This window comes from Streptomyces telluris, from assembly GCF_024519335.1.
GTDB lineage: Bacteria > Actinomycetota > Actinomycetes > Streptomycetales > Streptomycetaceae > Streptomyces > Streptomyces telluris.
On the sequence record NZ_JANIID010000003.1, the window covers coordinates 276,338 to 288,990 of the forward strand.

Genomic DNA, 12,653 nt, shown 5'->3' on the forward strand with positions numbered 1-12,653 from the left:
CCGGCCCCGGAATTCCCGGGGCCGGTATTCCACATGGCTACCGCTCAGCGGACTCCTGTCGGACTCCTGGCAGGCGGATCAGCAGCGGACGGTGCAGCCGCTGGTCGGGCAGCCGCCCTGCAGCGCGGCGCTCGCGGTGGTGATGACACCGGTGATCGCGGTGGCGCAGAGGATGCCGGTGGCGGCGGCGCCGGCGGCGAGCTCGTTCGGCTCCTCGGCGAGCTGGACCAGCTCCTCCGCGGAGACGAAGCCGGTGGTGGCGTCCATGATGATGTCGCTCATGACTTTTCCTTTCCCATCGTGTTATTCGTGAAAGGTTCCCGGGGGTTCCGGGAACCTCGTCCAGGGGCGGTCCGCACCGGGGAGCGCCGCGGAGGCGGACCGCCGGGTCGTCAGGCGAGGCTCAGCACGCAGGGGTAGGTGCCGGGGTCGAGGTGCCGGAGCACCGACCACGCGAATCCCGCCCGGCCGACCAGCAGACTGCTGCTGTAGGCGTACTTCGTGTCGGCCCGTTCGCCGTACCGCTCGACGACCTGGGTGAAGAGGCGCGGGTAGAGATCGTCCGAGACCCTTCCGCCGAACAGGCCGGGCAGTTCGCGCTCGGCCATGACGGCGATCTCGGCGCTGGCCAGGTCCCCGTGGCAGTAGGTCGGGTTGTTGCCGAAGCCGTGCTGCAGCGTCAGTTCGGCAAGCCGTTCCAGCTGCGCCCGGGGGATGGAGCCGGGGGCGTGCCTCACTGCCGAGAGCGCGCCCAGCAGCATGCCCGGGGCGCCGTGGCACCAGGCACAGGAACGCTCCTTCCCGCCCCAGATCCGGGGCCAGTCCCCGTCGCTCTCGTCGTAGGCCCCGAGCACGTCGGCCACCATGGCGAGCCCCAGGTCACGCACGTCCGCGTCCTCGAAGACGTGCGCGTACTCGAGCAGGACCGGGGCGATCCCCATGGAGCCGTGGGCGTAGCCGGTGTACGGGGTGGCCCGGCCGTGCTCGGCGTGGGGTCCCCTCAGGAGCGCGGCCTCCGCCGCGGCGACGGTGCGCGCCGCCTCCTCGACCAGCTTCCTGTCCGTGCCCTCCGCCGCGTCGCGGTACAGGACCATGCAGACGGCCAGCGTGCCCGCCATCCCGCTCACGAAGTCGCAGCCGGCGTCCGGCTCCGCCCGGCGGGCGAGCTCACGGGCCAGCTCACCTGCCGACAGCCCGCCCGGGGTGCCCAGCAGGCGCCGGGCCGTCGTGATCGCGTACACGGTGCCGGCCAGACCGGTCATGCCGCCCACGGAGATCTTCGGCCCGTCCATCGCGCCGCGCCGCAGCTGATCCTCCATGGGGCCGAGGACCAGCCGGGCCGCGTCCGCGTACCGGCGGTCGCCGGTTTCGCGCGCGAGACCGGCGAGGACGAGGGCCAGGCCGGGGCTCCCGCCGTAGAGGTCGTAGCCCAGCGTTCCCGGGCTCCACTGGCTCTGTTCCGCCGTCATGACCTGAGGGGCGATCCACGTGGCGGGGAAGGACGGGTCCGCGCTCTCGAACATGGTGGCCACCAGCTCGTCGCCGATGCGGGCGGCCTCGCCGAGGAGCCGCTCCCGGGAGACGTCCACGGGCGTGCCGCCGGCGGGCGGTACGGGGACGAAGCCGGTCGGTTCCTGCTCCTCGGGCAGCTTGTTGACGAAGGCCAGGTCGACCATGAGCAGTTCGCGGTCGATCACTTCCGGGCTCAGTGTGGCGATGCGCCGCCGGACGGTGTCCAGGGCCGGTTCCTCGAAGGCCTCGGCCCGTACGACCTTCTCGCCCGCCGGGGTGCCCGATCCCGCGAGCAGCGCGGTGGACCGTGCCGAGTACGAGAAGTAGGGGACGTCCCAGGCGGCGAGCTGCCGCGCTTCCTCGTCGGCCAGCTGGTGGGCGTCGCCGGTCCGCAGCACCACCCGGTTCAGCAGGGCCGTCCTGACGAGCGGATCCCGCATGGCGGCCGGGTGGGTGGCCATCCGCAGGAGCTGCGTGTAGAAGATCGTGGGCTGGTTGACGTGCCGGAACCGGGCGTCGCCGAGGTGGGTGCCGATCGCGCCCAGCACCTCGTCGGGACGGGCACGGGCGTATTCCAGGACGCGGCGGAACTCGGTCTTGATCACCTCGCGCTGCACCGGCACCGGCACGGTGGCGGCCCCGAACACGGAGAGGTTCGCGTTCGCCGCCGCCGTCCTGGCCTCGGCCAGCTCGACGAACATGTCGTCGCGGCCGTGGTTGCGCACCACGAACGTCCGGTACGGGATCTCCTGGCCCGGGTCGTAGCCGATGGCACCGATGTCCATGCCCCGGTCGGAGTCGTTGGCCTTCACCACCATCGGCAGGATGCCGATTCCCGCGACCGAGTCGCGGATCGCCGTGGCCGCCTGATGCGCAGCCGAGCCGTCCGCGTCGGTGGCCGGCCGGCTCAGGCGCGGCGTCAGCAGCGTCTCGGTGTCGACGACCACCGGCCCCTCGGCGCAGGTGACCACGTTCTCGTAGTGGATGTCCGTGGCCTTGAGCAGATAGAGCAGCCCGGCGAGCCGGCCGATGTGCGCGAAGTACTCCTCGGCCTCGCCGGCGAACTCCTCGGTCCGCACGAACTCGACGAACCCGCCCTCGCCGGCGGGCAGCGCGCTGACCGTGCGCAGGCCCGTGCCCAGGTGTTCGTTGGCCCACGCGATGAAGGCGTTGTACCCGACCTCGGCCTCGATCGGATGCGGCTTGTACAGGACGCGGCCGCCGTCCGCGAAGAGGATCTGCGCCGCCGTCTTGCCGCCGTTGTGCGTGTCGCCCGCACCCAGCGAGACGGCGGTGACCAGGGGGTTCGCACCCACGCCCGGGATCCGTGCGGCCAGCGCCTCGCGGTGGCGCCCGACCTCGGCGATCAGGTGCAGCAGGTAGTCCTCCGCGGTGCGCACCCGCGTCCGGACCGCCAGGAACAGATGGGGGTAGCGTTCCAGCAGTTCGGCATGGCCCGCAGCGCTGTTCGTCCACTCGCGGAAGCTGCGGTAGCGCGCCTCCGGGGTGTCACCGGACAGCAGACCGGCGGCCCGGTGCCGGTGGAGCTCCTCCAGGAGCGTGCGCAGCATGAGGCCGGACACCGCCCCGGCCAGGCCGTTGACGAAGTCCCGGACGATCGTGTTCTCCGGCGCGACCGCGGGCGAGGCGGCCACGACACCGTCCACCCTGTCCGCCCATAGGCGGACAAAATGGCTGAAGTAGTCCCAGAGCTGGCCGTCGGCGTCCAGTGCGGGGTCATAGGCCGCGGGCGGTGCGACGTCCACGCCGACCGCTCCCGCCTCATCGGCGCGGGCCGCCTCGTCGAGGAATTTGTCGTGCAGGCGGTCCCATATCTCGCCGGCGGGCAGCTCCGGAAGATACTTGTGCAGGATTCCTGCCACTGCGCTGGATGTTGGTGCAGGCGTCATGAGAATTCCGGTTTCGCGGAGAGGCGGGTGCCGGGCGGTGTGCGCCCGGCACCCAGGTGAATCAGCTGCAGTGAAATCAGCCGCAGTTCTTCTGGCACTCGACGGTGGCGGTGCACAGGCGGCCGTTGTTGCCGAGCGCCCAGCTGGCCACGGTGTAGGTCACCACCTCGATGGTGAACGTGCCCGCGCTCAGACCGTCGAGGTTCTGCTCGCTGATCTCTTCCAGAATGTCGACGTTGCGGTTCTGCATGTTCGCCTCACCCTTTCATCGGACTGTGGAGAGTTCATCTCCCTTACGGCATCAGTCTCTTGCCTGGTCAAGCGGCGAGGCTATTGTCGTCGGCGACAATATGCAGCGGACGCGTGCAGCAGCCATGGTTGTGGGCGTGGGACGCCAGGCACAGTTGCAGCCGTGAGTCGAGCCCCAATTTGATGGCGATGCTGGTGAGGTGCGCGCGTACCGTCCGCTCGCTGACGAACAGCGCGTCGGCCAGTGCCTGGTTGGAACTTCCATGGGACAGAAGAGTGAAGACTTCGAGCTCCCGAGCGGTCAGTTGATCGACGCGAGGGAGGGCGTCCACCCATGCCTCGGTCTGAATTTCCTTGATTGAACAGCCCATTTGATGGTTCCCACTCGTATCCGCACGGGCATCGGTGCATCGGATGCATGGATGCCCGGGTCCAGTCCCTGCGGCCGGGCGCATGAAATTCCGGCATGCCTGCATGCATGCCTGGTCAGGGCATGGCGATGGCGCGGGCCCCGGTGCCGGGCATGCCGGGATGCCGGGCGGTCCGGGCATGCCGGTGGGCCCTGGCGTCCACAGGAAATGAGTTACTTGGTGATGTTCGAAAAAGGGACGGAGCTGTCCGGGCTAGACCGGAGTCTTCCCCGGAAGCAGAGCCTGTATCGACTGACGATGGTTCGCCGCCGTACGGCTGAGGCCGGTCCGTCCTGTGCCTGACACCCGGTCGGCATCAGGGTGTAGTTCGCTGCGGTGAGTGGGCAGGGCAACGGAAATGTACCTGCGTTGCGCAATGCTCATGGGAATCCCCCTTTCCCTTAAGACAGCTGGTGGTCAGCCAGCACGGGGCGACACTATCAAGCCCGGATCATCCACCGGTCCGCTCCAAATGTGACCTACATCGCAGGCGTTTCGGGAACCGTCCGAACCGGCGGTAATTTTGCACCGCTTGGGGGGATGTCAGAGGGCTCATTGCGCGCTCGGGTGGACCGTTTACCCCGGGCGGGCGGAAGAATGCCCGCCGTTCGGATTGACGCAATGGACAGAAGTCTCCGACGGAAAGGAGGCGGCAGGCGCGCCTGCAGCTGGCCGGAACCCGACCCTCCCAGCAGCCGTGGTCCGGGGAGGTGTGGGGCAAGATGGGCTTATGGGGACCTTCGCTGCGCACGATGGTCTGATCGCCGGCCGGTACCGCCTGTCCGGGCGGATAGGGCGCGGCGGCATGGGCACCGTATGGCGTGCCACCGATGAGCTGCTGGCCCGTCAAGTGGCCGTCAAAGAGCTGCACATGGACGACGCGGACTCCGGCACCTGCCCTTCCGGCCTCTCCGACTGCGACCGCACCCTGAGAGAGGCCCGTGCCGCCGCGCTCATCAGCCACCCGAACGTGGTCGCCCTGCACGACATCGTCGTTCAGGACGGGCGTCCGTGGATCGTGATGGAGCTCGTGGACGGGCGCGCGCTGTCCGAAGTGCTCGCCGCGGACGGCCCGGTGGGCCCGCGGGAGACGGCGCGGATCGCCATGGCCCTGCTGTCGGCGCTGCGCGCGGCGCACGCCTGCGGCGTCCTGCACCGCGACATCAAGCCACCCAACGTCCTGCTGGAGTCGGCGACCGGCCGCGTCGTGCTGACGGACTTCGGCGTCGCCCAGGTCCGCGGCGCCACGACGATCACCGAGACGGGCGCGTTCGTCGGCTCGCCCGAGTACACCGCGCCGGAGCGCATGTCGGGCGGCCCGGCCGGCCCCGCGTCCGACCTGTGGTCCCTGGGGGTGCTGATGTGCGCGGCCCTCAGCGGCGTCACCCCCTTCCGGCGCGATTCGCTGGGCGGCATCCTGCACGCCGTCGTCCACGACGAGATACGCCCTCCGGCGGCCGTGGCCCCCCTGCTGCCCGTCGTCCAGGGGCTGCTGGAGCGGGACCCGGCGCGGCGGATGGGCGCCGACGAGGCGGAGCGGCTGCTGCACGACTACCTGGCCTCCGGGTGGGTCGACGGCGGCCGGGTCAGGCCCGCGTACGTGCCGCGCAGCCGCACCGTCCTGATGTCCGCCGTCGCCGTCGTCACCCTGGCGGGCACGGGAGCCGGCCTCGCCGTGCTGCTGGCCGAGCGCGGCGCGGAGGGTGCTGACGGCCGTCCCCCGCAGGTCTCCAGCGGGACGCTCAGCCGCTCGCCCGGCCCGCCCGTCACACGCGAACCGCCGGTGAGCGCGCCCGTACGGCCCCCGGAGGGGTACCACGCCGTGCAGGACCCGGCGGGCTTCGCGCTGGCCGTGCCCGACGGCTTCACCCGCTCCTTCGAACCGCCCCGCGTCTTCTACTACTCGCACGACCGGCAGTTCCGCCTCGGCATCCTCATCCAGGACCCGCAGGGCGGCGGGCCCGCGGGCACCCTGCGCGCCGCCGCGGCCGCGGCCCCCGACCGCTACCCGGGCTACCGCTCCGCCACCGTCCGCGAGACCACGCACAAGGGATACCCCGCGGCCTCCTGGGAGTTCACGTGGGACGGGCCCGAGGCGGAGGCCGGCGGGGCGGTGCGTACGTACGACACCTGCTGGGAAGAGGGAGGCAAGATGTACGAGGTGTGGGTGGCGGGGCCCGCGGGGAAGGCGGCGCAGGCCCGACGGCACGCCCGGGCCGTGCTCGACACGTTCGTGCGGATCCGGCCCGTATCCAGCCCCTAAAGGGGCATGGGGAGGGGTTTGCGCATTCGAAGGTGCGCCTGCCCGGCCCCCCTTGGTAATGATGGGGCCATGACGAACGACGGGGGACGGCCGACCGGGCCGACCGGGGCGAGCGAGCCCACCAGCTACGACCTTCAGCCACCCAGAGCGCCGGTCGCGGCGACCAGCAGCATTCCCGGCGCCACCGGGAGCGTCCACACGCAGGGCGCACCGAACCCGTACGCCGCCCCCGTGCCGCCCCCGCACGTCCCCCACCCCGCGGCCCATGCCCCTGCCGCCCCCGCCGCCCCTGCCGCCACCGCGGCTGTTCCCGCTCCCGGCCCCGCCGCCGGCACCGGCCCGGTTCCCGAGCCCGGGGCGGGCCGCCGCGTCGGCAACCGCTACCGGCTGATCTCCCGCCTCGGCCACGGCGGCATGGGCACCGTCTGGAAGGCGCACGACGAGGTCGTCGACCGTGAGGTCGCCGTGAAGGAGCCGCGCGTCCCGGACCACCTGCCCGCGTCCATGCGGGAGAACGTCCACCAGCGCATGCAGCGCGAGGCCCGCGCCGCGGCCCGCGTCGCCCACCCCTCGGTCGTCGCCGTCCACGACGTCGTCGTCGAGGACGGCCGCCCCTGGATCGTCATGGAGCTCGTCCGCGGGCAGTCGCTCGGCGACCGGCTGTCGGACGGCACCCTGGACCCGCGCGAGGCCGCCCGCATCGGCCTCGCCGTCCTGGACGCGCTCGGCGCCGCCCACGAGGCGGGCGTGCTGCACCGCGACGTCAAGCCCGACAACGTCCTGCTGGGCCGCGACGACCGCGTCGTCCTCACCGACTTCGGCATCGCCCAGATCGAGGGCGAGCAGGGCCTCACGGAGACGGGCGCCTTCGTCGGCTCGCCCGAGTACGTGGCGCCCGAGCGCGTCCTGGGGCAGCGGCCCGGCCCCGAGTCCGACCTGTGGTCGCTGGGCGTCGTGCTGTACTCCGCGGTGGAGGGCGTCTCGCCCTTCCGCCGCTCCAACACCCAGGCCACCATGCAGGCCATCCTCTCCGCGGAGCCGCAGATGCCGTCGCGCGGCGCGGGCGTGCTGGGCGGGCTCGTCATGGCCCTGCTCCACAAGAACCCGGCGGCCCGGCCCGGCAGGGCCGAGGTCCGGCGGACGCTGGAGGCGATCGCCCGCCCGGCGGCGGCCGGGGAGGCGGCCTTCGGCGCGTCCGGCCGGCCGCAGGCCACCGGCAGCAAGTGGGTCCCGCCGGTACTGCAGGGCAACCGCAAGGCGCAGTGGGGGCTCGGCGTGGGCGTGGTGGCCGTCGCCACGGCCGCGACGATGCTGATCGTCAACCCCTTCGCCGTCGGCCCGGCCGTCCCGCTGCACTGGAAGGTGCGGGACGAGCCGGAGATCGTACGGGCGTCGATGGCGGTGCCCGAGGACTACGAGAAGTCCGTCGACAGCAACGACAACTGGGTCTACTTCCAGGACCCCAGCGGCGTGTTCGCCATCTCGCTGGACAAGGACACCGCGGAGCAGCGGGCCAAGAACACGGGGAGCTACGAACCGAAGGACATCGGCTCGGCGGAGGCCGAGGCCAAGCGGCTCATCGCCCGCCACACCACGGATCCGGGCAGCAAGCTGAACGACGCCAAGGCCGACACCGTCAAGGCGACCCCGTACCCCGGCATGCGGACGGCCGAGGTCGTCACCGTGTACCGCAAGTCCGGGAGCAACGACGCCGACCCCAAGGCGCTGAAGCGGGAACTGATCATCGTCAACGAGGCCAGGACCGTGACGTGGAGGCTGGAGGTGCGCATGCCGGAGAAGGGCGAGGGGCGCAAGGACGGCGACAAGCTCTTCGAGGACGTCGTCAAGTACCTGAAGATCCAGGACAAGTGATAATCCCGGATCAATGACGTGATCGGGTTACCGCCGGGTATTCAAGCGGCGGTGGTCCGTCATACGCTCCCCGTATGACGGACTCGCGGCACAGCGCACCGGAAGTGGCAGCAGTGACGACGGCGGAGGCGGCCCCCGTACCGGGGCCGGCCGCCGGAGGCAACCCCGTCGCCCCGCCCGGCGCCCGCACCGCCGACGACGTCGTCACCCCCGGCGTCGTCGCCCGGCTCACCCGCGCAGTCATCGGCTCCGGCAGCACCGTCAGCCGCACGCCCCTCACCGGGCGGAAGCTCGCCGACCTGCCGCAGTCCACCCCGCAGGACGTGGCCACAGCCTTCGCCCGCGCCCGCGAGGCGCAGTCGCACTGGGCCCGCGTGCCCGTGGGCGAGCGCGCCGCCGTCCTGCTGCGCTTCCACGACCTGCTCCTCGACCGGCAGTCCGAGGTCCTCGACCTCATCCAGGTGGAGACCGGCAAGGCCCGTCTCCACGCCCACGAGGAAGTGCAGGCCGTCGCCGTCGCCGCCCGCCACTACGGGCGCAAGGGCCCCGCCTACCTGCGGCCCAAGGCCCACACGGGCGTCGTGCCCCTCCTCACCAAGGTCGCCGAGCTGCGCCACCCGCGCGGCGTCGTCGGCCAGATCGCCCCCTGGAACTACCCGTTCGAGCTGTCCGTGGGCGACGCGCTGCCCGCCTTCGCCGCCGGCAACGCGGTCGTGATGAAGCCCGACACCCAGACCGCCCTCACCGCCCTGTGGGCGCGCGAGCTGCTGATCGAGGCGGGGCTGCCCGAGGAGGTCTGGCAGGTCGTCCTCGGCGAGGGACCGGTCGTCGGCCCGGCCGTCGTCGAGCACGCCGACTACGTCTCCTTCACCGGCTCCACCCGCACCGGCCGCGAGGTCGCCCAGGGCGCCGCGGCCCGCCTGATCGGCTCCTCGCTCGAACTCGGCGGCAAGAACGCCATGCTGGTCCTGCACGACGCCGACGTCGAGAAGGCCGCGGTCGGCGCCGTGCGCGGCTGCTTCTCCTCCGCGGGACAGCTGTGCATCTCCATCGAGCGGCTCTACGTGCACGCGTCCGTCGCCGACGCCTTCCTGGAGCGCTTCACCGCCCGCACGAAGGCCCTGCGGCTCGGCACCGGCCTCGCCTACGGCGCCGACATGGGCTCCCTCGTCTCGCAGCGGCAGCTGGACGCCGTGACCCGGCACGTCGAGGACGCCGTCTCCCGGGGAGCCACCGTCCTCGCGGGCGGGCGGCCCCGCCCCGACGTCGGCCCCCTCTTCTACGAGCCGACGGTCCTGGAGGGCGTCGAGCCGTCCATGGCCGTGTGCGCGGAGGAGACGTTCGGCCCGGTCGTCTCCGTGCACCGCTTCCAGGACGAGGACGAAGCCGTCGCCCTGGCCAACGCCACCCCGTACGGGCTCAACGCCAGCGTCTGGACCGTGGACGGGCGGCGCGGCCGGGCCCTCGCGGCGCGCCTGCGCACCGGCACCGTCAACGTCAACGAGGCCTACGCGGCCGCGTACGGCAGCGCGCAGTCCCCCATGGGCGGCATGGGGGACTCGGGGCTGGGCCGCCGGCACGGCTCGGAGGGCATCCTCAAGTACACCGAGGCCCAGACCGTCGCCCACCAGCGCGTCATGCCGCTGGCCCCCGCCTTCGGGCTGGACGACGAGAAGTACGCCGAGTTCATGACGCGCAGCCTGCGGGTGATGAAGGCGCTGCGCCTGCGCTGACCAAAGGTTCGTTCAGCACCACCAGTTCGCCCGGTTCGGAGGCCATGGTGACAGCGTTCGACTACGACTACGACTACGACGTGATCGTCGTCGGTTCGGGCTTCGGCGGCGCGGTGTCCGCCCTGCGCCTGAGCGAGAAGGGCTACCGCGTGGGCGTGCTGGAGGCGGGCCGCCGCTTCACGCGCGAGACGCTGCCCAGGAACTCCTGGGACCTGCGCAACTACCTGTGGGCGCCCGCCCTCGGCCTCTACGGCCTCCAGCGCATCCACCTGCTCGGCAACGTCATGGTCCTCGCGGGCGCCGGGGTCGGCGGCGGCTCTCTCAACTACGCCAACACCCTCTACGTGCCGCCGAAGGCCTTCTTCCAGGACCGGCAGTGGGCCGGCATCACCGACTGGGAGGAGGAGCTGCGGCCGTACTACGACCAGGCGCGCCGCATGCTCGGCGTCCGCCTCAACCCGACGATGACGCCCTCCGACGTCCACCTGAAGGCCGCGGCCGAGCGCCTGGGCGTGGGGGAGACCTTCCGCATGGCCCCGGTCGGGGTGTTCTTCGGCGACGGCGCGGACGCCGACGGCACGCACCGCGCCCGGCCCGGCGAGGAGACCGCCGACCCCTACTTCGGGGGCGCCGGGCCCGCCCGCCGGGCCTGCACCGAGTGCGGCGAGTGCATGACCGGCTGCCGCCACGGCGCGAAGAACACCCTCAACGAGAACTACCTCCACCTCGCCGAGCGGGCCGGAGCCGTCGTCCACCCCATGACCACGGTCGTCGCCGTGACCGAGCACCGCGAGGGCGGGCACCGCGTCGTGACCGTCCCGACCGACAAGCGGCGGGGGAGCGTCCGCCCGCGGGTGCTGCGCGCGGAACGGGTGGTGATCGCCGCCGGCACGTACGGCACCCAGACCCTGCTGCACACCATGAAGGACAAGGGCCTGCTGCCCCGCATCCCCGACGGGCTGGGCCGCCTGACGCGCACGAACTCCGAGGCGCTGGTCGGCGCCCAGACCGACGACCGCCGCTACGGGAAGGCGCACGGCGGGGCCCGGCCCGACTTCACGCAGGGCGTCGCCATCACCTCGTCCGCCCACCTCGACGAGCACACCCACATCGAGCCCGTGCGCTACGGCAAGGGCTCGAACGCGATGGGCGCGCTGTCCGTCCTCCAGGTGCCGGTGGCCACCCGTGCGCCCCGGGCCGTCGCGTTCGCCGCGCGCTGCGTACGGCACCCGCTGCAACTGCTGAGGTCGCTCTCCAACCGGCGCTGGTCCGAGCGGACGATCATCGGGCTGGTCATGCAGTCCCTCGACAACTCCCTGACCACGCACCGCAGGAGCAAGGGACCGGGCAAGGGCCTGCTGACCGCCACGCAGGGGCACGGGGCGCCCAACCCCCAGCAGATCCCCGCCGCGACGATGGCCGCGAGCATCATCGCCGAGGAGATCAACGGCTTCCCCGGCAGCAACGTGGGCGAGCTGATGGGCACCCCGCTGACCGCGCACTTCCTGGGCGGCTGCCCCATCGGCGCCGACGCCTCCCAGGGCGTCATCGACCCGTACCACCGGCTGTACGGGCATCCCGGCATCACGGTCGTGGACGGCTCGGCCGTCTCCGCCAACCTCGGCGTCAACCCGGCGCTCACCATCACCGCCCAGGCGGAACGGGCCATGTCCCTCTGGCCGAACAAGGGCGAGCCGGACCCGCGGCCGGAGCAGGGGCGGGCGTACGAGCGGATCGAGGCGGTCGCGCCGGTGAACCCCGCTGTGCCGGAAGGGGCCTACGGGGAGCTGAAGTTGGAGCCGGGCCGGGCGGGCGGGGCCGGCGGGACGGGTGACGGCGCGGCCGGTCCGGGCGCCCCCTTCGAGCCGGGGCGCCCGGTGCTGCGGCTGCTGCCGCTGCTCCCGCCGGACGGGCCGGGGCGGGGATGCGCGTCCGGTCGGTGACCAGGGGCGTGTTCGGCCGCTGATGCCCGGGCGCGGGCTGCGCTGCGAGGGCCGGTGGCCGGTGGCCGGCGGTCGGCTGCGGCGCTACCGGGAGCCGCGTCCGCGCCGTGCGACGGCCACCGCCGCGCCTCCCACCACGACCGCCGCACCGGCGACCCCCAGGAGCAGCGGGGTCGAGGACGACGCGCCGGTCGTGGCCAGCTCGCCCGTCGCCGGCAGGTCCGACAGGCCGCCCTTCGGGGCCGGCTTGTCGACCACCGTCGTCACGGCCTTCCCGGGCCTGGTGGTCGTGCCCTTGGAGTCCTCGCCCGTGGTGGGCTTGCTGCCCGCGGCCAGGACGTCGAAGTAGTAGTACGCGCCGGCCGAGTAGCCGCAGGTGCGGCTCCGGTCGGAGAAGAAGCCCGTCTGGAACGCCCCGCCGAAGCCGGCCGGGGTCTTTGCGTCGACCTTCAGGCGCAGCGACGCCTCCGCGAACGCGCGAGGCTTGAGGTTGCGCGTCTCGGCGAAGTAGCCGTAGTCGGCGGGCATGGGCTCCCACCGGCGGGAACCGGAGTTGTACCACTGCACGGTGATGTACTTCGTGGTCTCGTTCTCCAGGTTCTTCCGGTCCCAGGACCACAGCTCCATCGAGGCGGAGAGGGACGCGATGACCCTGCCGGACGTGTTGGCCGCCCGGTAGGTGAAGGCGTGCCAGCCGGAACCGGCGACGATCTCCCGCGGCAGGCCGCGGAGTTCGGTCGTCACCCACTTCTCCTCGGTGT

The 12,653-nt window shown here is 72.3% G+C and carries 9 protein-coding genes; 4 read left to right on the top strand and 5 right to left on the bottom strand.

Features of this window, described 5'->3' with window-relative positions; genetic code table 11:
- Positions 1 to 78: 78 nt before the first annotated feature.
- The 4 genes from NQU55_RS05540 to NQU55_RS05555 form a co-directional block, all read right to left on the bottom strand.
- Complete coding sequence (locus NQU55_RS05540; protein ID WP_168091465.1) at positions 79 to 282, bottom strand: hypothetical protein; 204 nt, start codon at positions 280 to 282, stop codon at positions 79 to 81.
- A 110-nt stretch (positions 283 to 392) separates the two neighbouring features.
- A complete protein-coding gene (locus NQU55_RS05545) occupies positions 393 to 3,395 on the bottom strand; it encodes a type 2 lanthipeptide synthetase LanM family protein (RefSeq protein WP_168091464.1) in 3,003 nt (1,000 codons plus the stop codon).
- 103 nt (positions 3,396 to 3,498) lie between these two features.
- Entirely contained in the window at positions 3,499 to 3,672 is a 174-nt protein-coding gene (locus tag NQU55_RS05550; protein ID WP_168091463.1) for a plantaricin C family lantibiotic, read from the bottom strand.
- A 67-nt stretch (positions 3,673 to 3,739) separates the two neighbouring features.
- Positions 3,740 to 4,042 (bottom strand): response regulator transcription factor, encoded by a 303-nt coding sequence (locus tag NQU55_RS05555; protein ID WP_206328983.1) that lies wholly within the window; start codon positions 4,040 to 4,042, stop codon positions 3,740 to 3,742.
- A 769-nt stretch (positions 4,043 to 4,811) separates the two neighbouring features.
- On the opposite strand from NQU55_RS05555, the gene NQU55_RS05560 reads away from it, so the two are divergent.
- The 4 genes from NQU55_RS05560 to NQU55_RS05575 all read left to right on the top strand — a co-directional run bounded on the left by NQU55_RS05560 (position 4,812) and on the right by NQU55_RS05575 (position 11,892).
- Positions 4,812 to 6,344 (top strand): serine/threonine-protein kinase, encoded by a 1,533-nt coding sequence (locus NQU55_RS05560; RefSeq protein WP_168091461.1) that lies wholly within the window; start codon positions 4,812 to 4,814, stop codon positions 6,342 to 6,344.
- A 69-nt stretch (positions 6,345 to 6,413) separates the two neighbouring features.
- Entirely contained in the window at positions 6,414 to 8,216 is a 1,803-nt protein-coding gene (locus tag NQU55_RS05565) for a serine/threonine-protein kinase (RefSeq protein ID WP_168091460.1), read from the top strand.
- Positions 8,217 to 8,290: 74 nt separating this feature from the next.
- Positions 8,291 to 9,949 (top strand): succinic semialdehyde dehydrogenase, encoded by a 1,659-nt coding sequence (locus NQU55_RS05570; protein ID WP_168091459.1) that lies wholly within the window; start codon positions 8,291 to 8,293, stop codon positions 9,947 to 9,949.
- A gap of 44 nt (positions 9,950 to 9,993) precedes the next feature.
- On the top strand, positions 9,994 to 11,892 hold the full coding sequence (locus NQU55_RS05575; protein ID WP_168091458.1) for a GMC family oxidoreductase N-terminal domain-containing protein: 1,899 nt from the start codon (positions 9,994 to 9,996) through the stop codon (positions 11,890 to 11,892).
- Between the two features lie 84 nt (positions 11,893 to 11,976).
- Here the strand turns inward: NQU55_RS05575 and NQU55_RS05580 are convergent, their stop codons facing one another.
- Positions 11,977 to 12,636 carry an LAETG motif-containing sortase-dependent surface protein gene (locus tag NQU55_RS05580; RefSeq protein WP_168091457.1) on the bottom strand — a complete coding sequence of 220 codons (660 nt, stop codon included), beginning with the start codon at positions 12,634 to 12,636 and terminating at the stop codon, positions 11,977 to 11,979.
- Between the last annotated feature and the right edge of the window lie 17 nt (positions 12,637 to 12,653).

Bases quoted from the DNA above. Each gene is read 5' to 3' on its own strand.
- NQU55_RS05565 (WP_168091460.1), top strand. From the start codon at position 6,414: ATGACGAACGACGGGGGACGGCCGACCGGGCCGACCGGGGCGAGCGAG.
- NQU55_RS05540 (WP_168091465.1), bottom strand. From the start codon at position 282: ATGAGCGACATCATCATGGACGCCACCACCGGCTTCGTCTCCGCGGAG.
- NQU55_RS05570 (WP_168091459.1), top strand. From the start codon at position 8,291: ATGACGGACTCGCGGCACAGCGCACCGGAAGTGGCAGCAGTGACGACG.
- NQU55_RS05555 (WP_206328983.1), bottom strand. From the start codon at position 4,042: ATGGGCTGTTCAATCAAGGAAATTCAGACCGAGGCATGGGTGGACGCC.
- NQU55_RS05575 (WP_168091458.1), top strand. From the start codon at position 9,994: ATGGTGACAGCGTTCGACTACGACTACGACTACGACGTGATCGTCGTC.
- NQU55_RS05550 (WP_168091463.1), bottom strand. From the start codon at position 3,672: ATGCAGAACCGCAACGTCGACATTCTGGAAGAGATCAGCGAGCAGAAC.
- NQU55_RS05560 (WP_168091461.1), top strand. From the start codon at position 4,812: ATGGGGACCTTCGCTGCGCACGATGGTCTGATCGCCGGCCGGTACCGC.